The organism is Mesorhizobium sp. C399B, from assembly GCF_030323185.1.
In the GTDB taxonomy this organism is placed as follows: domain Bacteria; phylum Pseudomonadota; class Alphaproteobacteria; order Rhizobiales; family Rhizobiaceae; genus Mesorhizobium.
Genome location: NZ_CP100472.1, coordinates 1133105 through 1157826, shown reverse-complemented (window position 1 = coordinate 1157826; position 24722 = coordinate 1133105). Strand labels below are relative to the sequence as shown.

General features: G+C 63.4%; 23 protein-coding genes. 10 read left to right on the top strand and 13 right to left on the bottom strand.

The genetic code is table 11. The features are described 5' to 3' along the window. The first annotated feature begins 104 nt into the window (after positions 1–104). The 7 genes from NLY36_RS05560 to NLY36_RS05530 all read left to right on the top strand — a co-directional run bounded on the left by NLY36_RS05560 (position 105) and on the right by NLY36_RS05530 (position 9283). Complete coding sequence (locus NLY36_RS05560) at positions 105–1538, top strand: DHA2 family efflux MFS transporter permease subunit (protein ID WP_023714823.1); 1434 nt, start codon at positions 105–107, stop codon at positions 1536–1538. Between the two features lie 272 nt (positions 1539–1810). Continuing rightward, a complete protein-coding gene (locus NLY36_RS05555) occupies positions 1811–2797 on the top strand; it encodes an ABC transporter permease (RefSeq protein ID WP_023668176.1) in 987 nt (328 codons plus the stop codon). A 59-nt stretch (positions 2798–2856) separates the two neighbouring features. Beyond that, on the top strand, positions 2857–3882 hold the full coding sequence (locus NLY36_RS05550; RefSeq protein WP_023668177.1) for a sugar ABC transporter substrate-binding protein: 1026 nt from the start codon (positions 2857–2859) through the stop codon (positions 3880–3882). Between the two features lie 79 nt (positions 3883–3961). Then, positions 3962–6085, top strand: coding sequence for an ABC transporter permease (locus NLY36_RS05545; protein WP_023746981.1), 2124 nt, complete (start codon positions 3962–3964; stop codon positions 6083–6085). Next, a complete protein-coding gene (locus tag NLY36_RS05540) occupies positions 6082–7131 on the top strand; it encodes an NHL repeat-containing protein (RefSeq protein WP_023736015.1) in 1050 nt (349 codons plus the stop codon). Before NLY36_RS05545 ends, NLY36_RS05540 begins: the two co-directional genes overlap by 4 nt. After that, a complete protein-coding gene (locus NLY36_RS05535) occupies positions 7131–8627 on the top strand; it encodes a sugar ABC transporter ATP-binding protein (protein WP_023736014.1) in 1497 nt (498 codons plus the stop codon). Before NLY36_RS05540 ends, NLY36_RS05535 begins: the two co-directional genes overlap by 1 nt. A gap of 248 nt (positions 8628–8875) precedes the next feature. Continuing rightward, positions 8876–9283, top strand: coding sequence for a carboxymuconolactone decarboxylase family protein (locus NLY36_RS05530; RefSeq protein WP_023736013.1), 408 nt, complete (start codon positions 8876–8878; stop codon positions 9281–9283). Positions 9284–9328: 45 nt separating this feature from the next. Here NLY36_RS05530 and NLY36_RS05525 read toward each other — a convergent pair whose 3' ends face one another. The 12 genes from NLY36_RS05525 to NLY36_RS05470 form a co-directional block, all read right to left on the bottom strand. Beyond that, positions 9329–10216 carry an amidohydrolase family protein gene (locus NLY36_RS05525; protein WP_023687944.1) on the bottom strand — a complete coding sequence of 296 codons (888 nt, stop codon included), beginning with the start codon at positions 10214–10216 and terminating at the stop codon, positions 9329–9331. Further along, complete coding sequence (locus NLY36_RS05520; protein WP_023736012.1) at positions 10216–11352, bottom strand: vWA domain-containing protein; 1137 nt, start codon at positions 11350–11352, stop codon at positions 10216–10218. Before NLY36_RS05520 ends, NLY36_RS05525 begins: the two co-directional genes overlap by 1 nt. Before the next feature lie 235 nt (positions 11353–11587). Then, positions 11588–12469 (bottom strand): AAA family ATPase, encoded by an 882-nt coding sequence (locus NLY36_RS05515; RefSeq protein WP_023736011.1) that lies wholly within the window; start codon positions 12467–12469, stop codon positions 11588–11590. 7 nt (positions 12470–12476) lie between these two features. Beyond that, a complete protein-coding gene (locus NLY36_RS05510; protein ID WP_023696212.1) occupies positions 12477–13481 on the bottom strand; it encodes a xanthine dehydrogenase family protein molybdopterin-binding subunit in 1005 nt (334 codons plus the stop codon). A 1-nt stretch (position 13482) separates the two neighbouring features. After that, entirely contained in the window at positions 13483–14850 is a 1368-nt protein-coding gene (locus tag NLY36_RS05505) for a xanthine dehydrogenase family protein molybdopterin-binding subunit (RefSeq protein ID WP_023736010.1), read from the bottom strand. 11 nt (positions 14851–14861) lie between these two features. Further along, on the bottom strand, positions 14862–15344 hold the full coding sequence (locus NLY36_RS05500; protein WP_023736009.1) for a (2Fe-2S)-binding protein: 483 nt from the start codon (positions 15342–15344) through the stop codon (positions 14862–14864). A 60-nt stretch (positions 15345–15404) separates the two neighbouring features. After that, on the bottom strand, positions 15405–16199 hold the full coding sequence (locus NLY36_RS05495; RefSeq protein WP_023736008.1) for an FAD binding domain-containing protein: 795 nt from the start codon (positions 16197–16199) through the stop codon (positions 15405–15407). Positions 16200–16215: 16 nt separating this feature from the next. Further along, positions 16216–16659 carry an SRPBCC family protein gene (locus NLY36_RS05490; protein ID WP_023673045.1) on the bottom strand — a complete coding sequence of 148 codons (444 nt, stop codon included), beginning with the start codon at positions 16657–16659 and terminating at the stop codon, positions 16216–16218. Positions 16660–16771: 112 nt separating this feature from the next. Next, positions 16772–17599 (bottom strand): AraC family transcriptional regulator, encoded by an 828-nt coding sequence (locus NLY36_RS05485; RefSeq protein ID WP_023733130.1) that lies wholly within the window; start codon positions 17597–17599, stop codon positions 16772–16774. 150 nt (positions 17600–17749) lie between these two features. Then, on the bottom strand, positions 17750–18520 hold the full coding sequence (locus NLY36_RS05480; RefSeq protein ID WP_023712093.1) for an SDR family oxidoreductase: 771 nt from the start codon (positions 18518–18520) through the stop codon (positions 17750–17752). A 39-nt stretch (positions 18521–18559) separates the two neighbouring features. Continuing rightward, a complete protein-coding gene (locus NLY36_RS05475; protein WP_023673048.1) occupies positions 18560–19558 on the bottom strand; it encodes an ABC transporter permease in 999 nt (332 codons plus the stop codon). Between the two features lie 41 nt (positions 19559–19599). Continuing rightward, positions 19600–20340 (bottom strand): ATP-binding cassette domain-containing protein, encoded by a 741-nt coding sequence (locus tag NLY36_RS05470; protein ID WP_023696206.1) that lies wholly within the window; start codon positions 20338–20340, stop codon positions 19600–19602. A gap of 464 nt (positions 20341–20804) precedes the next feature. Between NLY36_RS05470 and NLY36_RS05465 the strand changes: the two genes are divergently transcribed. Both NLY36_RS05465 and NLY36_RS05460 read left to right on the top strand, forming a co-directional pair. Beyond that, entirely contained in the window at positions 20805–21794 is a 990-nt protein-coding gene (locus tag NLY36_RS05465) for a sugar-binding protein (RefSeq protein WP_023673050.1), read from the top strand. Positions 21795–21973: 179 nt separating this feature from the next. Then, entirely contained in the window at positions 21974–22756 is a 783-nt protein-coding gene (locus tag NLY36_RS05460; protein ID WP_023712091.1) for a FadR/GntR family transcriptional regulator, read from the top strand. A gap of 18 nt (positions 22757–22774) precedes the next feature. Here NLY36_RS05460 and NLY36_RS05455 read toward each other — a convergent pair whose 3' ends face one another. Next, the gene (locus tag NLY36_RS05455) at positions 22775–23713 is read right to left on the bottom strand and encodes an NAD(P)-dependent oxidoreductase (RefSeq protein WP_023687954.1); all 939 of its coding nucleotides are present in this window, start codon (positions 23711–23713) and stop codon (positions 22775–22777) included. A gap of 117 nt (positions 23714–23830) precedes the next feature. On the opposite strand from NLY36_RS05455, the gene NLY36_RS05450 reads away from it, so the two are divergent. Beyond that, the gene (locus NLY36_RS05450) at positions 23831–24721 is read left to right on the top strand and encodes an NAD-dependent epimerase/dehydratase family protein (protein WP_023699664.1); all 891 of its coding nucleotides are present in this window, start codon (positions 23831–23833) and stop codon (positions 24719–24721) included. Position 24722 lies beyond the last annotated feature (1 nt).

Genomic DNA, 24722 nt, shown 5'->3' with positions numbered 1-24722 from the left:
GTCCTTGGCCGCCCGCCCATCCATAACAGGCTGCGAGCCGACACGGAAGTTTGTTGGATAAGCTCTGGACGGGGCCAGCCATATGCTGTTCAACGCGGTTCGCCATGACTGCCGTTCCCGACACCGAGGCCTCCGCCGCAACCGCCAGCAATGCGCGGCGCGTGGCGTTGATCGTTGCCATCGCGTTTTTCATGCAGCTGCTGGATTCGACGATCATCTCGACCTCGCTGCCACAGATGGGACAATCCTTCGGCGTGACGGCGGTGGCGATGAGCATCGGCATCACCGCCTACATGCTGACCATGGCGGTGTTCGTGCCGCTGTCGGGCTGGCTTGCCGACCGCTTCGGCGCGCGCAACATCTTCCTGCTGGCGATCGTGCTGTTCACGCTGGCCTCGCTGGCCTGCGGCTTCTCGCAAAATCTGCCTCAGTTCGTTGCCGCCCGTGTCGTGCAAGGCCTGGGCAGCGCGCTGATGACGCCGGTCGGGCGCATTCTGGTGCTGCGCAATGCGTCGAAGTCGGAGCTGCTCAACGCCACGGCGCTGATCACCTGGCCGGCGTTGTTTGCGCCCGTGGTCGGGCCGGTGCTTGGCGGCTTCATCACAACCTATCTCTCCTGGCACTGGAATTTCTTCATCAACATCCCGCTTGGGCTGGTCGGGCTGGCGCTGGTCGCGCGCTTCATTCCGGGCGACCGCGCGGCCGATCCCAAGCCGCTGGATTGGCCGGGGTTTTTCCTCACGTCGCTGGGGCTCGCGCTGCTGCTCTACGGCCTTGAGCGCATCGCACATCCGGAAGACGGCGCTTTGCCCGCCGTGCTGCTGATTGCCGCCGGCATCGTCATCGGCTGGCTGGCGGTGCGGCATCTCCGGCGCGCGCCGCATCCGCTGCTCGATCTCAGCGCGTTCAGGGTGCAGACCTTCGCCATCTCGACGCTTGCCGCCGGCACCATTTTTCGCGTGGCGATCAACGCCACGCCGTTCCTTTTGCCGCTGCTGTTTCAGGTCGGCTTTGGCCTTTCGCCGGTCGATGCCGGCTTGATGATCCTGGCCTATTTCCTCGGCAATCTCGGCATGAAGACGGTGACGACGCCGACGCTGCGGCGCTTTGGTTTTCGCACGGTCATGGTCGTCAACGGCCTGATCGCCTCGGCCTCGATCATGGCCTGCGCGGCGATCTCGCCCGAAACGCCGCAGGCGCTGGTAGTGATGCTGATGCTGATCGCCGGCCTGACGCGTTCGATGCAGTTCACGGCGCTGAATACTCTGGCCTTCGCCGACATCGATGCCGCGCAGCGCAGCTCGGCGGCGACTTTGTCGTCCATGCTGCAGCAGATATCGATGCTGTTCGGCGTGGCGGTGGCGGCTGCCATTCTCAACCTGTCGCAGATCGTCAGGGACCGGCCGGCGCTCGACCTCGTCGATTTTCGCATCGCCTTCCTGATCATCGGCGCCATCGGGCTGGTGGCGGCGTTGCGGTTCCTCGTGCTGCCGCCCGGTGCAGGCGCCGAAGTTTCAGGCCACATGACCAGGACCTGAATTCGCGATTTTCGCCGCTCAGGCGGCAATTAATTCCGCCTCGTGCTTTCGCCTCAGAACGGCACCTTCGCGCATACGCGCAATGGCGCAACCAAATGCCAAAAGCGCAGCCTTTTCCTAGGATTGCGCCAGTTCTAGCAATCGGTGCGTCCACTGGAAGATTATCACTGCCAACGGGCGTTCCGAGCGCGGATTCATTTGACGAAGCGGCGCCGAGCCGATTAGCTTTCTTCGGAAGGGGTGGCAGAGCTGCCATCGGGGCGAATGCAGACATGAACACGATTGGCTGGCCAAATGTCAGGAGCCTGAATCAGGAAGGCATTGTCTTTGCCATCGCCGTGGTGCTGTTCGTCGCCGCTGCCATTGGGCTGCCTGGTTTCATCGCTGCCAACAATCTCGTTGCCATCGTCCGCTCGGTGTCGGTGCTGGGCATTTTGGCGCTCGGCATGGCGGTCGTCATAATCGGCAGGGGCATCGACCTGTCGGCGGTGGCGATCATGGCGATGTCGGTCGCCTGGTATCTACAATTGCTCAACGCCGGAACGCCTGATGGGCTCGCCTTCGCCTATGTGCTGGCAGGCGTGCTCGCCATCGGCCTGCTCAACGGTTTTCTCGTCGCCTATGCCGACGTGCCGGCGATCTTCGTGACGCTGGCGACCGGCTCCTTCGTCTTCGGCTATGTCCGCTCGCAACTGATCACACAGGATGCGGTGCCGGTGCCTCAGGGCCATTGGGTGGAGTTGCTCGGCGGCCTGCGTTTCCTCGACATTCCGATCGAAGTGTTCGTCTTCGCCGGGCTCGCCTTCCTGTTCTTCCTGTTCCTGCGCTACACCAAATGGGGCCGCTACATCTATTTCGCCGGCGACAATCCGGTCGCCGCGCGCAACATCGGCATTCCGGTGCGGCCAATGCTGGTGCTGCGTTATGTGGTTTCGGCCTTCGTCGCGCTGATCGCCGGCCTGCTGACGGCGTCGAGCCTGCACTCGATCAACACCCGCGTCGTCAACTCGACGCTGCTCTATGACATCGTGCTGGTGGCGGTGATCGGCGGCATCGGCCTTTCCGGCGGGCGGGGCGGAGTGCGCAATGTGCTGGTGGGCGCTGCACTTATCGGCATCCTGTCGAACGCGATGACCATCATCGACATTCCGCTGCTCTATCAAAACCTGATCAAGGCGGCGATCCTGCTCGGAGCCATCATCGTCGACGGCATCATCAATCCGCGCGACGAACAGACCGCGCAGCAGGGCGACATCTAAGGGGTACCCGACGGGTCATGCGGACCGGCCGGCAATAAGTGAAAAACAGAGGATGTGACATGAAACTGATCAGAACACTGATGGCGGCCGCCACGGCGCTTGCCGCTACCGCCTTCGTCGCGCCGACCTTCGCCGCCGACGATCCGGGCCCGGCCGCATACGCGCAGGCGCTCAAGGGCAAGCGCGTCATGCTGGTGCCGCTGGCGATGGGCTTCGACCTTGCGCAGGGCTGGTCGCACTATCTGAAGACGGAAGTCGAGGCCTGGGGCGGCACCTTCGAAACACGCGATCCGAACTGGGTCGTCGATGCCGGCGCACAGGCGATCACCGACGCGATCTCGTCCGACACAAGGCCGGACGTGCTGATCATCCATGCGCCGGACCTCAACTCCTATTCCAAGCTGATGAAGAAGGCACAGGCCGCCGGCACCTACGTCATACTGGTCGACAACCCCGCCAACTTCCCGGCCGACGCCTTTGTCGGCAGCGACTGGGACCGGCTTGGCCAGCTCGAAGCCGAAGCGGCGATCAAGGGCTGCGGCGAGAACTCGTCGAAGAAGATCGGCCTTGTGCAGGGTGATCAGGCCAACTCGTCCAGTCTCTACCAGTATGCCGGCATCATGAAGGTGCTGGAGAAGCACCCCGACTTCAAAGTCGTGGCCAAGCCCGACTCCAACTGGGATCCGACGACGTCGCGCAACGTGACGACGACAATGCTGCAGCAGAACCCCGACATCTGCTCGATCATCGACTTCTGGGATGGTGACGCCACCGGCGCATCCGCCGCCATCCGCGACGCCAAGCTCGACGGCAAGGTCTTTTTGGTCACCACCGGCGGCGGCGAGAAGGCGGCCGATTGCGACAAATTGCAGGACGGAACTTACGGCGCCGTGGTGATGACCGATCTGGCTCGCCAGTCCGGCGACATGAACGCTATCATCAAGTTCCTGCTGCAGAGCGGCCAGCCGGCCGGCACGTCGCACACCTACATCTACACACTGGAGAAGGCTACGACCAAGGCCGACCTCAAGCCCGACAGCTGCTGGGACCTGAAGGCACTGCAGGCCGAAGCGGCGGCGAAGTAAGCCGCGCTTTTTCGACTGAAATAAACGAGGTGGCTGGACAATCCGGTCACCTCGTTCCCTCATGGAATAGCAGCCGCCGATGTCCTTTCGCGAACGCCTCCAGTCCTGGCGCTACAATCTCGTGCCCGACCATCTGGTCGGCGAAATCCTGACAAAACGCTGGACCGACAACGCCATTCCGTTCCTGGCGCTGGTGGCGACGCTCAGCGTGTTCGGCTCGATCATTCCCGGCTTCTTCAAGCTGACCTCGCTACAGGAATCGACCCGCCAGCTCGGCGAGTTCTCGATGGTGGTCACCGGCATGACGGTGGTGATGCTGGGCGGCGGCATCGATCTGTCCGTCGGTTCGATCTTCGCGCTGTCCTGCTTCTCCGCCGTCTATGTCTTCTTCATCCTCGAACAGTCTATCTGGCTGGCGCTGGCGGCATCGCTTGCCACCGGGCTCATCTTCGGCGCCGTCAACGGCTACCTCGTCGGCTATCTCAGGCTGCGCGCCTTTCTGACTACGCTGGTCACCTTCATTTTTGGCCGGGCGCTGTTCGATATTCTCGTCACCACCTATGCCGCAGACGTGCAGCTTTCCCAGGCGACATCCGATGTGCTCGACTTCATCGGCGACAGCACCTTCTGGGGGCTTTCGGTCTCGGTGTGGCTGGCGATCATTCTTGCCATCGTCACCCATATCGCGCTGACGCGCTCCCGGCCGGGCTGGCATGTGCTGGCGGTCGGCGGATCCAGGCGCTCGGCGCACAATGCCGGCATTCGCGTGCGTCGCACCGTGTTCATGACCTATGTCTTTTCCGGCTTCTGCGCCTCGATCGGCGGCTTCCTGATCGCTTGCCGCCTGAGTGGGGCAGGGCCGGGCACCGGCCTCAACCTTGAGATCATGGCGCTGACGGCGGCGGTGGTCGGCGGGGTCAGCCTGGGTGGTGGCCGCGGCTCGGTCATCAAGGGGCTGATGGGCGCCATCATCGTGCTGACCATGACCAACGGGCTGATCCGGCTGGGCTATGGCACCGGCACCAACCAGATGGTGCTGGGCATCATGCTGGCGGTGGCGGTGACGATCGACATCCGCTGGCTGAAGAACCGCCATAAGGTGCTCAACGAAGTCTATGTCGCGCCGGTCTATCTCAAGATGGGCGAGACACAGTCTGCGGTGCCGGGCTCAGGCACGCCCTACGCGCTCGACAACCGGCTGTCGGCGGCCGACCATATCGGGCTCGGCGAGTTGGAAGGGCCGGAAGACGTCATCCTCGACCGCGACGACCATCTCTATTGCGGCACGCGCCATGGCGAGATCGTCCGCTTTTTCGCACCGGATTATGTGAAGTCGGAGGTGTTTGCCCATATCGGTGGTTTTCCGCTAGGCTTGGCCTTCGACAAATCGGGCAATCTGATCAGCTGCGTCGGCGCCATGGGGCTCTATTCCGTCTCACCGGATCGGGAAGTGAGGCGCTTGTCGGCCGAGACGTCGCGCTCCTGGACCTCGATCGTAGACGATGCGCGGCTGCGCGACCCCAATGATTGCGACATCGCGCCGGACGGGCGCATCTATTTCACTGACTCCACCAAGCGCTATGACGCCCACGATTGGGCGCTTGACTCGATCGAGAACCGCGCCACCGGCCGGCTGCTGGTCTATGACCCGAAGGACGGTTCGACGAAAACGCTGCTCGACGGCTACCGCTACACCAATGGTGTGTGCATGGCGCATGACGGGAAGTCGCTGTTCTTCGCTGAGAGCTGGGCCTGCCGCGTGCATCGCTACTGGCTGGAAGGGCCGAAGGCGGGCGCCGCCGAATGCGTCATCCGCGACATGCCGGGTTATCCCGACAACATCAACCGCGCCTCCGACGGCAATTACTGGATGGCATGGCTCGGCATGCGCACGCCGAGCTTCGACCTGTCGCTGCGCCATCCCGATATGCGCAAGCGCATGACGCGCCGGCTGCCGCAGGACGAGTGGCTGTTCCCCAACATCAACACCGGCGGCGTGGTGAAATTCAACGACAAGGGCGGCATTATCGAGGCGATGGGCGACCTCACCGGCGGCGCGCATCCGATGGTCACCTCGATGCGCGAGCACAAGGGTTTCCTGTTCGTCGGCGGCATCCTCAACAACCGCATCGGCCGCTACAAGATTGCGGGCGCGGACCCGACCTGGACCAGCTCCGCTTCTTATTGGGGAACGCAGCCATGATCCTCGATCCCATCTTGGACATGTTTCGCGGCAAGGCCGTCACCATCCCGCCGCTCGACGGCGCCTTCCGCCCCAACACGCGGCTCGATGGTGCGCCGGTTTTTGCCGGACTGATCGAACCCGACAATCTTCTGGTTGCCGATGGCCGGCTGCTCGTTTCCAGCGGCAATGCGGTATATTCGCTTGCCGCAGGGGTGGAGCCGAAGGTTGTCGGGACCTTTCTTTCCCCCATCACGGCGCTGGCTCTATCACTGTCGGGCGAACTGACGGTGGGGTTGGAAAGCGGCAAGCTGCTGGTTGCCGGCAAGGAGGTTTCGCTGCCGGCCGGCGTCAGCTGCATCACCGCGCTTGCCTATGCAGACGACGGCACGTTGTGGCTGGCCAATGGCTCGGCTGAGCACACGCCGTCGCAATGGGCCGCCGACCTGATGAAGAAGGGCGCGTCCGGTTCGCTTTGGAGGCGGGACGCGGCCGCCGCCGAGTTCCGCAAAGTGGCCGGCGATATCGCCTTTCCCTATGGGCTGCATCCCATTGGCCGGGATGTGCTGGTCAGCGAAAGCTGGCGCCATCAGCTCGTTCGCTTCGATGGTGCGACCGGTAGCCGCTCGACCGTGCTGACGCATCTGCCCGGCTATCCCGCGCGCCTCGCGCCGGCCGGCGATGGCGGCGCGTGGCTGGCTCTGTTCGCGCCACGCAACCGGCTGATCGAATTCGTTCTCCAGGAAACCCACTATCGGCGCGACATGCTAGACCAGGTGGCGCCGGCCTACTGGATCGCGCCGGCTTTGGCCTCCAATCGCAGCTTCCTCGAACCGCTGCAATGCGGCGGCATCCGCACCATGGGCATCCACAAGCCCTGGTCGCCGAGCCGCTCCTATGGGCTGGTGGTAAGGCTCGATCAGAACATGCAGCCGCAATTCAGCCTGCACAGCCGCGCCGACGGCACGCGCCATGGCATCTGCAGCGTGGCGGAAACGGACGGCCGCCTGTTCATCGCCTCCAGGGGCGGCGATTGCGTGCTGGCCATCGACGCAGGAGGTCTCTGATGGAACCGATCGTGCGCCTGGAAAATGTCACCAAGAACTATCGCGGCGTGCCCGCGGTCAGACAAGTCAGCTTCGAACTGCGCAAGGGCGAAATCCACGCGCTGCTCGGCGAGAATGGCGCCGGAAAATCGACACTGACCAAGATCATTGCCGGCGTCGTCGACGCCACTTCCGGCAAGATGTTCCACAAAGGCCGCGAGATCGCCTACGCCTCGCCGCATGCGGCGCTCGAGGCCGGCATCGCCATGGTGTTCCAGGAGACCAGCCTGGTGCCGTCGATGACAGTGGCGCAGAACCTCTATCTCGGCACCGAAAAGTTTCTCAACCGGCTGCGCGGCACCTACATTTCGGCGCAACAGTTTTTGCAATCGCTGAACTTCCCGGTCGACCCGAACGCCATGGTGGCAACGCTCGGCGCGGCCAAGCGTCAGATGGTCGAGATCGCGCGCGCCGTTCACCACAATGCCGAGATTATCATCTTCGACGAGCCGACGGCGACGCTGACGCCGGAGGAGAAGCGGCACTTTTTCGCACTGATCCGGCGGCTGAAGGCGAACGGCGTCTCGATCGTCTTCATCAGCCATGCATTGGAAGAGGCGCTAATGATCGCCGACCGCATCACAATCCTGCGCGATGGCGAGTTGGTCATAACCGACGACACATCGGCCTTCGATCGCGACAAGATCGTCGCCGCCATGGTAGGGCGCACTTTGTCGGGACAGATCTACCGCCAGCGCGACGAGGCGAAGCTGCGCAAGGCCGGCAAGAAGGTGCTGTCGGTGCAGGACATTTCGATGAGCAATGTCGTGCGCAACACCTCCTTCTCGATCTTTCAGGGACAGATCACCGGCGTGTTCGGGCTGATCGGCTCGGGCCGCACCGAGACCTTCAAGATCGTGTCGGGCATCTACAAGCGCGATTTCCTGCGCGGCGGCGCCATCGAGCTGGACGACCGGCCGGTACGCTATCTCGTGCCGAGCGAAGCGGTCGCCGACGGCATCGTCTACGTCTCCGAGGACCGCAAAAGCGAGGGCATTTTCGAGACGATGGGCATTGCCGAGAATTTGTTCGGCGGGCTCCTGGCGGCGGGCCGCGAAAAGGCCTGGGTGATCAACCAGCAGGAGATGCGCACGCTTTCCGCAGAATGGACGAAGACGCTGAACATCAAGGCGATAAACGACAACGCCCGCGTGGTCGAGCTTTCCGGTGGCAACCAGCAGAAGGTGGTGATCGGCAAGGGGCTGGTGCAGCAGCCGCGCATCGTCATCTTCGACGAGCCGACGCGCGGCGTCGATGTCGGCGCCATCGCCGAGATCCACCAGATCATCAACCGGCTGGCCGATGAGGGGCTGGCGGTGGTGGTGATCTCGTCCTACCTGCCGGAAATCATGAACCTGTCGGATCGGATTCTGGTGTGCCGACAGGGGCGCATCGTGGAGGAGTTCTCGCCGGCGGAGGCGACGGAGGAGAAGATCATGTATGCGGCAGTGCACTAGGTTGCCGGTCGGTGTTTGACGGTGCGCATACGTCACCAATTGGCGAAGGCCTCAGCGCCTTCGTCATCCTCGGGTCTCCGCGACGGCGCTTCGCGCCTGCTTCGCCCGTGAATGACGAAGCTGAGATGCTTCGGCCAATCGCCATGGTTCTGTCAGCATCAAAAACTGAATCGGAATAGCCGGTTAGCCGCCCTTGCTCGAAACCTGATTCAACCACCTGATCCACCGATTCAACGAAAGGAAACGCCATGGCCGCCACAAAACTCCTCAGCGATGCCGAGGTCGAAAAAATCCCGGTTGCGAAGGCTGTGTTCGACGACATCCGCGCGACGCGCAAGTCGGACTTCGTCAACAATTTCTGGCGCGGGCTGGCCAACGATCCGGCCTTGCTGAAACGGACATGGGACCAGGTGAAAGTGGTGATGGCTACGGAAAGCGCCATCGATCCGCTGACCAAGGAGATGATCTACATCGCTGTGTCGACCGCCAATGGCTGTTCCTATTGCGTCCATTCGCATACGGCAGCTGCCCGCGCCAAAGGCTTGACCGATGCGCAGCATGGCGAGCTGGCGTCGATCATCGGGCTGGCCGGGCAGACCAACCATCTGGTGACTGCGATGCAGATTCCGGTCGATCCTGAGTTTGAAGTGAAGTGAGGGGCGGCTTTCGCTTCTCCCCTGTGGGAGAAGGGAAAGCGTGCGCTATGCCGGTCTGTAAACCTTCTCTGCTGTATTCCAAAAGATATCCGCTTCCGCCACCGGACCGTGCTTCGCCACGGCTGCACGATGCGCCTTGATCAGTTCGGCGTGGCTGGTCCAGAGCTTCTCTATCGGGAAGTTGGAGCCGAACATCAGGTGGTCAGCGCCCAGAATGTCGATCGCATTGTCGACGATGTAGGCAATCAACGCCGGATCGTTGCGGTGGGCGAAGGTGCCGAGGCCCGACAGCTTGGCGTAGAAGTTCGGCGCTGTTGATAGAGTACTCAGGCCGGCTTTCCAGGCCTCGGTGGTTTCCGGCTCCATGCCGGTCAGCATGCCGGCATGGGTGAGGATGAAGTTGATCTGCGGGTTCTCGCCGACCAGCGTCAGCCCGTCCTTCATCTGGGCAGGGAAAAGCTGCAGGTCGAAGGACAGGCCATAGTCTTTAAGCCGCGCGACATTGGCCCGCACCTTGGGGTCGATGACCTGATCGGCCGAGGCAGCGAAGCGGAAGGCCGGCGTCTCGTGCCAATGCAGCTGCATGCGCACGCCGCGCAGCAGCGGGTACTTTTTCAATCGATCGATCTGGGGCCGGACATCGTCGACAGTCATATCGGTATAGCCGACGATAGCGTGCGGCCAGCCGGTCTCGTCGGCAGTCTTCTGCAGGAAGGCGACTTCTTTTTCGAAATCCTCCTTGGCCCAGTTGGTCTGGACATAGACGGCCTTCTCGACACCTGCGCCTTGCTGATCGGCGAGAAATTCCTCGATCGGATAGTCGCGGCGAATCGGCTCGTAGGGGCCAAAAATGCGCGGCACCATCGGGCCGACCAGCCAGGGCTGATCCTGCTGGCGCCAGATGTGGAAATGCGCGTCGATGGCTTTCTGCATCACGATACCCTTTTCCAGATTGCCGACGCCGCCGGGGCAGGGCGGGCGAGCGACAGGATGAAATCGGTGAGGCTCCCGGGCGACGAGCCGTCGATGAGATCGTCGAGATCAGGCAGGATGGCGCGGAGTGCTGCCGTGGCGGGAAGGAAACGCGGGTCACCGGCCAGCGGTGTGGCCAGCGACAGGCGAAAGGCGCGGGCGCTCAGGCGGCGTATCGCGGTCTCGAGATCGGCATGGTCGCCGCGCTCCAGCGCGTCCGACAGGATGATCACAGCGGCACCGCGCGTGAAGGCCGAGAACCGCGGCACCGAGAGGAAGGCGAGCAGGGTCGGTCCCATGCGCGTGCCGCCGTCCCAGTCGTCTACGAGTGCCGCCGCTCGGGCGAGAGCCTGGTCGCGATCGCGGATACGCAGTGCGGACGTGATTCGGGTGAGCTGCGTGCCGAAGGTGAAGATTTCGGCACGGTCAGCACCTTGTACGGCGGCGTGCGCCAATTTGAGATAATCCGATGTGTGCAGCTTCATCGAGCCGGAGACGTCGATGAGGATCAGCAGTTTGCGCGGCACCGTCTGGCGGCGGCGGAGCTGCGGCGAGGGGATATCGCCATCGGCGCTGACGATTTCCCTGAGCGAGCGGCGCAGGTCGAGCTTGCCGCGCGAATGGGTGCGCACGGTGCGGAATGAGCGGCGCGCGGGGAGGGCAGCCGACAGCTTGCGGCGAAAGGCGGTCAGCCTGTCATCGTCGCGCTGAAAATCGCGCGTGCTCAGTTGCTCCAGGCCCGACGACAGCTCGCCGCCTTTCTCCTGGCGCGTCGTCTGTTTCTCCTCCTGGCGCGTGCCGTGATCGTCTTTGATGCGGGTTTCCTCGTCTTCCTCGCCTTCGATCGAGGGTTGGCCATCGCCATGGAAGTGATTGCGAAAATGCGCCTCGAATTCGCCGCGGCGATCGGGCGGGGGGGCAAGCGTTGCGAGCGCCGCCTCGCGGATGTCGGCCATGGAGCGCGGGCCGAGCAGGGTTATGGCCTGCATGAAGCTGCAGACCTGCTCGGGGGCGACGGCAAAGGCGTGGCGGCGCAGCAGCCGGGCGAAGTCGAGGAAGGGCGCGGAGGCGAGAGGAAGGGTTCCCTGACGCATCATTCCTTCGCGCCCCCCTCTGTCCTGCCGGACATCTCCCCCACAAGGGGGGAGATCAGCAGCTTTGGCGCTTCGGTTCTTTCTGCGCCGCTGGAGATTGGCGAAAGCCAGGATGACGGCTGATCTCCCCCCTTGTGGGGGAGATGTCCGGCAGGACAGAGGGGGGCGCTGTCCCGCCAGCGTTGCAGAGTGCCCAGGTGAGGCCACCTCGCTGTGAACGAGCTGTTGACCTCACACGTCACCCCAGCGCCTCCTCGACGATGGCACCAAGCTCCGGCGCGATCGCGGACAAATCCTCCTCGTCCTTGATCAGCACGCCGATGGCGCGGCGGAAGGCTTGCGGCCATGGGCTGCCGCCTTTCTCCAGTATGGTGGCGGCGTTGGCCCATTCGACGGCCTCGGAGATGCCGGGCGGCTTGGCCAGTGGCCGCGCGCGGATCGACTGCACGGCATTCGCCACGGCGCGCGCGGTGGTCTCGGCGACATCGCCGGCGCGCAGCATGATGATGGCGGCTTCGCGCTCGGCGTCGGGATAGCCGATCCAGTGATAGACGCAACGCCGACGCAGCGCCTCCGCCAGTTCGCGGGTTCGGTTCGAGGTCAGGATGACGATCGGCTGCGCCTCGGCGCGGATCGTGCCGCGCTCAGGGATGCTGATCTGGAAGTCGGAGAGGAATTCGAGAAGCAGCGCTTCGAATTCGTGGTCGGAGCGGTCGATCTCGTCGACCAGCAGCACGCGCTGCTCCGGCGCCCGCAGCACCTGCAGCAATGGCCGCGCGATCAGAAAGCGGTCGTCATAGATGTCGATCTCATGCTCGCCGGCATGGCGGATGGCGAGCAGCTGGCGCTGGTAGTTCCATTCGTAGAGCGCGTGTGCTGCGTCGATGCCTTCATAGCATTGCAGCCGCACCAGATCGCGGCCAAGCAGTTGCGCGATCGCCTTCGCAGCTTCGGTCTTGCCAACGCCGGGCGCGCCTTCCAGCAGCAGCGGCTTGCCGAGCCGTATGGCCAGGAAGATGGCGGTGGCCAGGCTGTCGTCGGCGAGGTAGCGCGATCCAGCGAGGTGGCGTGCCACCGCCTCCGGCGAGGTCGCGACAGTCTCGGCATTCGGCTCCTGCATGTCGTCCTCAGTTCGCCGCTTGCGCCTTCAGCGCGCGCAATATGCGCTCCGGTGTGATCGGCAGCGTGTCGATGCGCACGCCGACGGCGTCGAAGACGGCATTGGCAACCGCGGGGATCTGCGGGTTCGCGCACATTTCGCCTGGTCCTTTGGCACCGTAAGGACCATCCGCCGACGGCCGCTCCAGCACGATGATCTCGGTTTGGGCGAGATCGCCCGGTCCCGGCATCAGATACTGGTTGAAGTCGGTGCCGCCATGGTCGCGGTTGGGATAATAGGGCTCGGTCGTTTCGTAGAGCGCGTGGCTGATGCCCATCCAGGAACCGCCGACCAGTTGCTGCTCGACCATTTTCGGGTTCAGCGCGCGGCCGATCTCAAAGACGTTCTTCACGGTCAGCACCGTAACCTCGCCCGTCTCGTCATCGACCTCGACTTCGGCCACCGTGCAGGCATGGGCGTAGCAGGTCGACGGCTTCATCGCGCCGGTCTCTTTCTCCGGATAGGAGCGCGGGATCAGGAACATGCCGCGGCCTGAGATCGAGCGGCCACGCTTGAAATGAGCCGACAGCGCGACATCGAAGATCGAGATCGACTTTTGCGGCGCGCCCTTGACCAGAATGTTGCCCTCGCCATCAGTTTCGAGATCGGAGGCGTTCACCTCCAGCTCTTCCGCCGCCACTTCCAGCATCACCTGGCGCGCTTCCTTGGCCGCCTGGATGACGGCGTTGCCGGCGCGGTGGGTGCCGCGCGAGGCGAAGGTGCCCATGCAGTGCGGACCGGTGTCGGTGTCGGCGGTGTCGATGGTAACCCGGTCCGTCGGCACGCCGATGGTCTCGGCGCAGATCTGCGCCATGATCTGCTTCAAGCCCTGACCGAGATCGACGCTGGAAAGCGTCACCATGAAATTGCCGGTCGGCGTCGAATGCACCAGCGCCTGCGTCGGGTCGCCGCCAAGGTTCATGCCCGTCGGATAGTTGATCGCGGCGACGCCGCGTCCGCGCCTTAGCGCCATCTCAAGCTCCCTTCTTGTAGGAGGACATCGCCATATACTTCTCCGCCACAGGCCAGTTGGCGGCGCGCGACGCCTCCTGCATACACTCGATCAGCGCCGCTCCTTCGGTCGGCTGGCGATGCGCCTTCATGTCGCCATCGCGATAGGCGTTGATGAAGCGGAATTCGAGCGGGTCCATGCCGATCAGCCGCGCCAGCTTGTCCATCTGCACCTCCAGCGCAAAGTCGCCGATGGTGACGCCGAAGCCGCGCATGGCGGAGGAGGGCGTACGGTTGGTGTAAACGCAGTAGGTGTCGATCCAGACATTGGGGATGGTGTAGGGGCCGGGATAGTGCGCGGCACCCTTCTGCGCCCCGTAAGGCGAGTGGCGCGAATAGGCGCCGGCATCGGTGTAGCCGGTGACCTTGCGAGCCACGATGCGGCCATCGTTCATCACGCCGTCCTTGATGATTATCTTTTCGGCGGCGCGGGGTGAGGAGATCTGCATCTCCTCCTCGCGGCTGTAGATGAAGGAGACGGGACGTCCTGTGAGCTTGGCGCCAAGAATGGCGATCGGCTCGACGATGACGTCGACCTTGCCGCCAAAGCCGCCGCCGACAGTGCCGCCGACGAAATGCAGTTTTGAGCCGGGCATCTGCAGGATGATCGACGCGTTGTCGAGGGTGAAGAACATCGCCTGGGTGTTGGTGTAGCAGGTGAAGCGGTCATTGCCTTCCGGCACCACGACGCAACCCGTGGTCTCGGTCGGCGCATGCTCGATCGGCGAGGATTGATAACTCTGTTCCAGGATGTGGTCGGCGCCGGCGAAGCCCGCCTCGACATCGCCAAAGCGCACCTTGCGGCATTCGCCGCTGTCGTAGAGGTAATAATTCTGGCCGTGATATTCGTTGACCAAAGGCGCGCCGGGCTTCAGCGCTTCTTCCATGTCGAAGACGGCCGGCAGCACCTCATAATCGACCTTGACCTTGGCTGCCGCTTCCTGAGCCGCGCGCTCGGTCTCGGCCAGCACCGCCACAACCGCCTCGCCCTTCCAGCGTACCTTGCCGTCGGCCAGCACCGTCTCGTCTTCCGGTCCGACCTGGATCAGGATCAGGATGGTGTAGACATTGTGCGGCACATCCTTGGCGGTGAGGATTTTCACCACGCCGGGATGCTTCTCCGCTTCGGAAGTGTCGATCGAACGGATGCGGGCATGGTGGTGCGGACTGCGCACCATTTTCAGGTGAAGCATATTCGGGACGTTGCGGTCGGCGAAATAGGCGGTCTTGCCCGTCACATGACCCGGCGAATCCAGCCGCGGCCGCCCATGGCCGATCTCGTGCAGGCCGTCCTTGCGCTGATCGGCGAAATAGTTTTTGCGCAGTTCCATTCTTTTGGTCCTTAGGGCGCGTTCTGCGAATTGGCTCGGGCCGCGGTCAGCACCGCCTGGATGATCGGCTCGTAGCCGGTGCATCGGCAGATGTTGCCGGACAGCGCCTCGACCACATCCTCGCGGTTCGGATTGGGCGTGTGGTCAAGCAGCACCTTGGCGGCCATGATCATGCCCGGCGTGCAGAAGCCGCATTGCGTGGCGAAGGCATCGAGGAAGGCACGCTGCAGCGGATGCAGGATGCCGGCCTCAGCGAGGCCCGATGTGGTGCGGATGTCGGCGCCGCTGCAGGTCTCGGCCAGGGTCAGGCAAGAGAGCCGGAGTTCGCCGTCGATGATGACCGAACAGGCGCCGCAGGTGCCCTGGTGGCAGCCGCCCTTGGGCGAGGTGTCGCCGATCTTGTCGCGCAGCGCGTGCAGCAGCGTCGTGCCGCTGTCGACAAATTCGGCGTTCTCCGAGCCGTTGAGCGTGAACTGAACCGGAACCTTTGCCATGTTTTCCTCCCAGCGCGCCTGCCCGATTGATCGGACAGACGCGCGCCCCCCAAGCGGTGGTTAAGTAAGCAGCAGCCGGCCGAGATGGACCGGCAGAATCTCGGCGCGATACCAGGCGCTGGCGATCGGGTCGGTGATTGGCGAAGTGCCTTCACCGGCTGCAGCCAGCGCCGCTGCGACGCCGTCCTGGTCAAGCCTGCTGCCGATCAGTGCCTTTTCCGCAGCGCGGGCGCGCATCGGCCGGTCTGCCATGCAGCCGAGCGCGATCCGCGCCGAGGAGACAGTGCCGTCGCCGGCCTGTTCGAGAACGGCGGCGATGCTGAGCACGGAGACGCCCTTCGGCTTGACCCGCGACACTTTCAGAAAGCGGAAATTCTCGGCCTTCGGCAGCGCGAAGGCGACTGACGTGACGATGGCGCGGCTGCCGTCCCGCCTGGCCAGAAAATCCTCGACAGGCAATTCCCCATCATCGGTGCCGACCGTCGCATCCAACGCCAGCAGGGCGACAGCGAAATCACCGTAGGGCGCGGGTGCGAACAGATTGCCGCCGACAGTCGCCATATTGCGGATCGCCGGGCCGCCGACGGCGCGTGCGGCCTTGGACAGCGCCGCAAGCTCCGGATGGCGGGCGATAGCCGCCATCGTCACCGAGGCGCCTATGCGGACCTTGCCGCCGGCAACGGTAATCTCGGAAAGGGTCGGATCGGTCGAGCGGACGAGGCCGGTGACGGAGACATCGCCTTCATTGGCGGCACGCACGACCAGCGTGCCGCCGCCGAGATAGCGGGTGCCGGGCGCCTTCAGCGCCGCGTTGGCATCCCTGACGGCCGAAAAGGTCTGGAGGGCAAGCGCCATGGCAGTCTCCCCTGGTTCAGCTCTGGCCAGAAAAATGGCTCTTCAACGCATTGAAGCCACCCTGGAAGACATTGGCGGCCATGCCGGCGGCGATCTTGTCGGCCTCTTCGGGCGCCGCGTCGAAAGTTGCTGTCCATTCGGCATAGGTGCGGTCGCCGTCGGTAACGCGGCGCAATTGCAGCGTCGCTTTGTGATTGGTCAACGGCTGCGGCGTCTCCAGGATGGAGTAGCTGACGCGGAAATTCGCGTCGGAGAAGTCGAGCAGTTTTTCGCGGATACGCGCGCCGCTGGCGAGCTCGAAATTACGCACGCAGCCGATGGTTTCGGCGCTCTTGCCGTCTTCGATATGGCTCTTGACCATGCGCGGATGCCAGCCCGGCAGGCCGTTGAAGTCGCGTATGCGCGCCCAGACCTTTTCGACCGGCGCGTCGATGACGCTGGAGACGGTGACTTCAGCCATATGATCATTCCCCTACGAATTCGATACGCAGCAGGGTAGGGCGGCGGGCGGTGCTGCGCTTATCAATGGGTCTTGCGGCCCTATCAAGGAGTCTGAAAAACGAACGGCCCGTTCAGGCCATGGCACGCGCCGCTTCGCGGTAAAGCGTCGGCGGCACGCCGACATGGTCGCGGAAGAAGCGCGAGAAATTGCCCTGGGTGGTGAAGCCGAGATTGCAGGCGACCGAGATCAGCGGTTCCTGCGACCACTGCAGCTGCCGCACGGCTTCCTCCATGCGCAGCGTGTTCCAGTAGACATTGGGCGTCAGATTGGTCTGTTCCTTGAATAAAGCAAAGAAGTGCGGCCGCGACAGACCGACACTGCGGGCGACGTCGTCGAACGAGATGCGTTCGCAGACATTGGCCTTCATCAGCTGGATTGCCTTGCGGACGCGAAAGTCCTGCATTGTGTTGACCCGGATGCGCGCCTCCTGCGGCGCCGAGGCGTCGGCGGCGTCGAGCACGCTATCGATGAAGCGCTCGATCTCGTAATTGGCGACGTCGTCGATGCTTTCATTATCGCTCAAATGGTCGAGCAGGTTGGCGGCGGCCTGGTGCAGCCAGGGTTCGAGGGTGATTGCAGCCTGTGCAAACAACGGCGCCGACGAAGGCAGGTCGCGGCGCCGGCGCGCCCAATCCGGATCGATGTAGAAGGCGAGGAACAGGCCGGGCCTGCCGTTCTGCGACAGAATGTGGCTGTGCGGCTGGTAGGAATTGATGCCGGCGGCGGTGCCGGGACCCAGCGGCACCGTCTCGCGGCCGACGGTCATCTCGCCGGCCGTGCCTTCCAGCCAGATGATGATGTGGGCCTCGACATGCGCATGGGTGACGAAGTCGCTGGCGACATTCAGGACAGAAACATGTCCGAACCGGCCCCAATAGAGCCTGATCGCGTCCGTCATGGGTTATACCTCCCGCAGACGACTGGCCTCCCTTCGCCTGCGACGGGATTGTGCGGCTGAGTTCGGGCTCGCGTCAAGGCGCGGGGCGAAAGCCGCTGTGTGCTGCCGGCCGTAGTGGTGGATTTTCAGACTGAGCGATAGGGTTTCCCGTCAAACCGAAGCCGTCATGCCGCCGTCGACATAGAGCGTATGGCCGTTGACGAAGGACGAGGCGTCGGAGGCGAGGAACACGGCGGCGCCGATCAGTTCGTCGACATACCCCCAGCGGCCGGCCGGCGTGCGCTTTTCCAGCCAGGCGGAGAATTCCTGGTTGTCGACCAGCGCCTGGTTCATCTCGGTGCGGAAATAGCCGGGGGCGATGGCATTGATCTGCAAGCCGTATTTCGCCCAGTCGGTGCACATGCCGCGTGTCAAATTGCGGATTGCGCCCTTGGTGGCCGTATAGGGCGCGATGTTGGGCCGGGCGAGTTCGCTCTGCACCGAGCCGATGTTGATGATCTTGCCCTTGCCGCGCGCGATCATGTTGCGGGCGACCGCCTTGCCGGCATGGAAGGCGCCGGAGACATTGGTCTTGAACAGCCGCTCCCACTGCTCCTCGGGAAAGTCCTCGAGCGGGGCGCGAAACTGCACGCCGGCATTGTTGATCAGGATGTCGATGGCGCCGATCTCGGCCTCGATGCGGGCGACATCGGCATCGACCGCGCGAAAATCAGTCACGTCGAAGGTCGAGGGGTGCGCTTTGAAGCCGGCGTCGCGCAAGCCGGCGACGGCCCCGGCAACCTTGCCGGCATCGCGGCCGTTGAGCACGACACTTGCGCCATGCTCGGCAAGGCCGCGCGCCAGCGCCAGGCCGATGCCTTGGCCGGAGCCGGTGATCAGCGCCAACCGCCCGTTGAGGTCGAACAGGGATTTCGATGTCAAAGCAACGGTTTCCAGCCGGAAGATTCAGTCCAAAAACATTCAGTCATTGCGCCTGAAGTTGCGGATCCGGTCGAACAGCACCGCGAGCAGGATGGCGCCGCCGATGAACACGCCTTGCCAGAAAGCATTGATGCCGAGCAGACCAAGGCTGTTGCGGATCACTTCGATGAGCGCGGCACCGACAATGGCGCCGAAAGCGGTGCCGACGCCGCCGGCGAGATTGGCGCCGCCGATCACGGTGGCGGCGATGACCTGCAGTTCCATGCCGGTTCCGAGATTGGTGGTGACGGCACCCAGCCATCCGGTCTGGATGATGCCGGCAATTCCCGCCGCCAGCGCCGAGATCATATAGACGGCGACCTTGATCTGCTTGACGGGAACGCCGGTCAGCGTCGCCGCGTGCTCATTGCCGCCAATGGCGAAGATGTGGCGGCCAAACTTGGTCCAGCGCAGCGTGAATCCGGTGATCAGCGCCAGAAGGATCATGTAGAGGACCGGATTGGCGATGCCGAACACCCACGCGCCGCCGCCCAGCGCCAGAAGCTTGTCGTGATCCGGGCCGAACTGGAAGACGACGGTGTTGTTGGAGGCGACCATGGCCAGGCTGCGGGCAATCGACAGCATGCCGAGCGTCACCACGAAGGGTGGAAAGCCGAGATAGGCGATCATGATGCCGTTGAAGGCGCCTATGGCGAGCGCGGTGGCGATCGAGGCGAGGATGCCGACTTCTATGGAGTAGCCGGCATGCATGGTGACGGCCAGCACCATCGACGACAGGCAGAGCACCGAACCGACCGACAGGTCGATGCCACCTGTGATGATGACGAAGGTCATGCCGAGCGCGATGATGGCGACGAAGGTGATGTTGCGAGTGATGTTATAAAGGTTCTTCGACGTGGCGAAGGCGTCGGTGGCAAAAGACAGGAACAGGCAGGCCAGGATGACCGCGATCACCACCCAGAAGGTCTGGCTGGCAAACAGTCTTGCCGGCAAGGATTGCTGCTTTTGTTCGATCGGCTGGTCAATTGTCAGTGCCATCGTCGACCTTCATGTGCTGTGCGTGGTGAAATTCGCTGAGATCAAACCTGTTCGATGGCGCCGGTGATCAGCCCGGTGACTTCCTCGGGCGAACTTGACGCAATCGTCTTGTCGGCGACCTTGCGGCCGCGCCGCATGACGATGACGCGGTCGGCGACGGTGAACACGTCAGGCATGCGGTGGCTGATCAGCACCACTGCGATGCCCTGGTCGCGCAAATGGCGGATCAGGTTCAGCACTTCGGCGACCTGGCGCACCGAGATCGCGGCCGTCGGTTCGTCCATCAACACGATCTTGGCCTGCGACAGCATGGTGCGGGCAATCGCTACTGCCTGGCGCTGGCCGCCCGACATCTGCTTGACGAGGTCGCGCGGACGGGTCTCGGACTTCAACTCGGCGAAGAGCTGGCCGGCGCGCTTGTACATGGCGGCATAGTCGAGGATGCGTAAAGGGCCGACGCCGCGGCGCAATTCACGGCCGAGATAGACATTGGCGGCAGCGGTCAGATTGTTGCACAGCGCCAGGTCCTGGTGGACGATCTCGATGCCGTGCTGGCGAGCTTCGGCCGGCTTGTGCAGGATCAACTCCTTGCCGTCCATGCGCATGACGCCATGGCTGGGGCGGAAATTGCCGGCGATCATCTTGACCAGCGTCGACTTGCCGGCGCCGTTGTCGCCCATGAGGCCGACCACCTGTCCGGGCTCGATCGACAGCGATACGTCGTTGACCGCCTGGATGGCGCCGAAATGCCTCGAGATGTTGGTGAGTTCGAGAACCGCCACCAGTCTTTGCCTCCCCGTGTTTGCGACCCGCTGCTGTTCCCGGCGTGAATGCCGGCGCTGCTTTGGCCCCGCTCTCCCCATCTCCTCCCGGAAACAGCGTCAGCGTTCTTTTACGCAAAAGCCGGCGCTCGTCAATCAATTGTCGGACGAATTGAAGCCTTGGTTATCCAAAAATCCGTTTTGTAGGACAAATAGCATTGACGTTGGCCGCAAGCCGATATTAGCTAAGCGTCGGAGGAGATTATGCCGATGCCGCTGGCGGTTAGCCGGGCGGAATCGGCGGAGGTTTATCGGTCGAGGTTGCGGCGCCACCCATGTGTTGAGCCGGCCAATGCCGCATCTGGAAATGCTTATCGATCTGTCTTGGCGACACGAGTGCTCGTGAAACGAACCTCGGTCATTAAGCATCCGGTCGATCTGTGTGGCGGGCACGCCGTGTCCGTCTGTTTCAAGGGAGGACTGACATGAGGAAAACACTTTTGCTCGCCGCCGTCGCCGCCATGGCGCTGGGCGCCGGGCCGGCTTTGGCCAAGAAACAGCTCGTCATCGTGGTGAAGGGTCTCGACAATCCATTCTTCGAAGCCATCCACCAGGGCTGCGAGAAATGGAACAAGGAAAATGCCAGCTCGGAATATGAATGCTTCTACACCGGCCCGGCATCGACCTCCGACGAGGCCGGCGAGGCGCAGATCGTTCAGGACATGCTGAGCAAGGCCGACACGGTGGCAATGGCGATTTCGCCATCCAACGCGCCGCTGATCGCGCAGACGATCAAGACCGCCAATCCGACGATCCCGATCATGACGCTCGACGCCGATCTCAGCAAGGAAGATGCCGCGCTGCGCAAGACCTATCTCGGCACCGACAATTATTTGATGGGTCACAAGATCGGCGAGTACATCAAGAAGGGCAAGCCGAACGGCGGCACGATCTGTACCATCGAAGGCAATCCCGCGGCCGACAACATCCTGCGCCGGGCGCAGGGCATGCGTGACGCGCTGTCGGGCAAGGAAGGCCTGGCGGCACTTGCCGGCGAAGGCGGCTGGACCGAAGTTGCCGGTTGCCCGGTGTTCACCAATGACGACGGCGCCAAGGGCGTGCAGGCGATGACCGACATCCTCGCCGCCAACCCCAAGCTCGACGCCTTCGGCATCATGGGCGGCTGGCCGCTGTTTGGCGCACCGCAGCCCTATCGTGACTTGTTCGGGCCGCTCAAGGACCGCATCGCCAGCAACGACTTCGTCATCGGCGCCGCCGACACGATCGGCGATGAAGTGGCGATCGCCCGTGACGGCCTTGTGACCGCTCTGGTCGGTCAGCGGCCGTTCGAAATGGGCTACAAGGCACCATCGGTGATGATCGATCTGGTCGAAGGCAAGGCCGTCGCCGATCCGGTGTTCACCGGCCTCGACGAATGCACCAAGGACACGGTCGACACCTGCATCCAGAAGTAGGTTCTCGATTTCGGGGCGCCCTTTGACGGGCGCCCCGTCTCTTCCCGAACGGACGCAACGGTTGGGGCAGCAGGCTCCGGCTTTGACGCGCTTGTAGTTTGGATTTTCGGCAACGAGATCGGCGCGCCGTGCAGGTTCGGACCAGTCCGGACGCAGACGGCCGACGCATTGGAACGTGAATGCCGGACGAGAAATCAAAGAAGCGAGCCGAGCGGGCCAAGGCACAAGCCAGCCGCGGTCCGGCTGTCATGCGCAGGGCCGGTGCCGCGCATTTTCCGGGAGCGAGCGTCCATGTCTCGCTGGCCGGCGAGATCGGCCTCAGAATCGTGCGTGGCGACTATCCGCCCGGCACCATTCTGCCCAACGAGGCCAAATGGGCCGAGACCTTCGATGTCAGTCGTTCGGCGGTGCGCGAAGCCATCAAGATGCTGATGGCCAAAAGCCTGCTGGCTTCACGGCCCAAGATCGGCAGCTGGGTCGAGCCCAGGGAACGCTGGAACCTGCTCGACCGCGATGTGCTGGCCTGGTACGCGACCGGGCCGGACCGGGAGGCCTTCCTGCGCACGGTGCAGGAGTTCCGTCACATCATCGAGCCGGAAGCGTCGGCCTTTGCCGCCACGCGGCGCAGCGACGAGCAGATGGACGAGATCAGCCAGGCCTGTCGTGAGATGGGCGAGGCTCTGAACCTGCAGGAGCGTATCCGCGCCGATACGCGTTTTCACCTCGCCATACTGCGCGCCTCGGGCAACGATCTGCTGGTGCCGCTTGGCGTTCTGATCGAGTCGGCGCTCGATCATCTCTTTGTCTTCGTCACACGCGAGACCAGCGATCAGCGGCGGGCGCAGGCGCTGCATGAGGCGATCGAGAAGAACATCCGCCTGCAGCGTCCTGCGGCCGCGCGCAATGCGGTGCACAAACTGCTCGCCAACACCGACGATGTTATCGGCCGGTCGAGGCGCTGACACAGGCTTTTCGCCACCTCAAATCGTCTGCTTCTTGCCATCCTTGCTGGGCATCAGGTCGACGCCGTTGACCTTGCCGATATATGTCGCCAGCATCGGCACGAATTGCTCGGCCGGGCCAGTGGCATGGGCACCGGCGAAGGAGTTCTTGGTGGCGTTGCCGAGCGGGTTGGCGATGCCGGCCGCGCCCGCCATCGATTCCAGATAGGTCAGGTCCTTGAAGGCGTTGGCGATGGTGAATTTATGTGCGTCGCGGTCGCCCTCCAGCGTCCAGCGCATGAAGGTCTGGTAGAAGCCGCAATCCATGCGGCCGTTGCGGATGACGCTGTCGAAACGCGGTGGCGAGATGCCGACCTTTTCGGCCAGCGCCAGCGCCTCGGAATAGATCGCGGCATAGCCCAGCGAGATGAAGTTGTTGAGCAGCTTCATGCGGTGGCCGTCACCTGTATCGCCAATATGAACGATGCGGCCGGCCCAGGTTTCGATGACCGGCTTCACACGGGCAAACAGCGCGTCGGGCGCGCCGACCATGGCGTCGAGCGTGCCTTCCCAGGCTTCCTTCGGGGTGCGGCTGAGCGGTGCATCGACGAAGTCGACGCCGATCTCCTTCAGTTCCGCCGCCAGCGCCACCGTCGAGACCGGATCGGCGGTCGAGCAGTCGACGACGACCGAACCCTTCTTCAAGCCCTCCTTGAGGCCGCCGGGGCCGCGGATGATGGCTTCCACTTCGCGCGAGCCGGTGACGCAGATGAAGACGATGTCGGACGCCGCCGCCACGTCGCGCGAAGTCGCCGCCTCCTTGGCGCCCCGGCCAATCAGGTCCTCCGCCGGCTTGCGGTTCTTGCGGCCGAGGAAGGTCAGGCCATAGCCCTTGTCGACGATGTTCTTGGCAATGCCGTGCCCCATCAGGCCAAGGCCGATAAAGCCGATCTTTTCGCTCGCGGCGGTCGTGGTCATGTCTTGAAGTCCTGTTGCGATGATTGATAGTGGGCGCCGCCGTGTGGCGGGCGAGGGTGGTTGCGGAATGCCATATTGTCTGACAATACACGGAAATCCTAGGCATTGGAGACGAAAATGACGAAGCGGATCATGTTCACCGGCGGCAGCGGCAAGGCCGGTCGCCATGTCGTGCAATATCTGGTCGAACAGGGCTGCCAGGTGCTCAACATCGACACCAGGCCGCTCGACAATCCCAAGGTGCGCACGCTGATCACCGACATCACCGACAGCGGCCAGGTGTTCAACGCGCTGTCGAGCTATATGGGCCTGCATGAATTCGATCCGTCGCTGCGCCCGCAGCCGGTCGATGCCGTGGTGCATTTCGCCGCCATACCGCGCATCATGATCACGACCGACAATGAGGCGTTCCGCATCAATGCGATGGGCACCTACAACGTCATCGAGGCGGCGGTGAAGCTCGGCATCCCGAAGGTGGTGATCGCGTCCAGCGAGACCACCTACGGCGTGGTGTTCGCCAACGAGCCGCGCGATCCCAAATATTTCCCACTCGACGAAGAATACGACGTCGATCCGATGGACAGCTATGCTCTGTCCAAGGTCGTCAACGAGCACACGGCGCGCGCCTTTGCGCAGCGCAACGGCACCGATATCTATGCCTTGCGCATCGGCAACGTCATCGAACCGCACGAATATTCGCTGTTTCCGAAGTGGTTTGCCGATCCGGGCTTTCGCAAGCGCATCGCCTGGAGCTATGTCGACGCGCGCGATCTCGGCCAGATCACGCTGCGCGCCGTTGAAACGGACGGGCTCGGCTTCCAGGTGTTCAACGCCGCCAATGACGACACCTCGTCCGACCTGCCGACGGCCGAACTTTTGAAGCGGTTTTACCCCGACGTGCCGGTCAAGGCGGATCTCGGCGAATATGAAACGCTGCTCTCGAACCGCAAGGCCAGGGACATGCTCGGCTTCCGTCCCGAGCACAGCTGGCGCAAATACGTCAAATAGG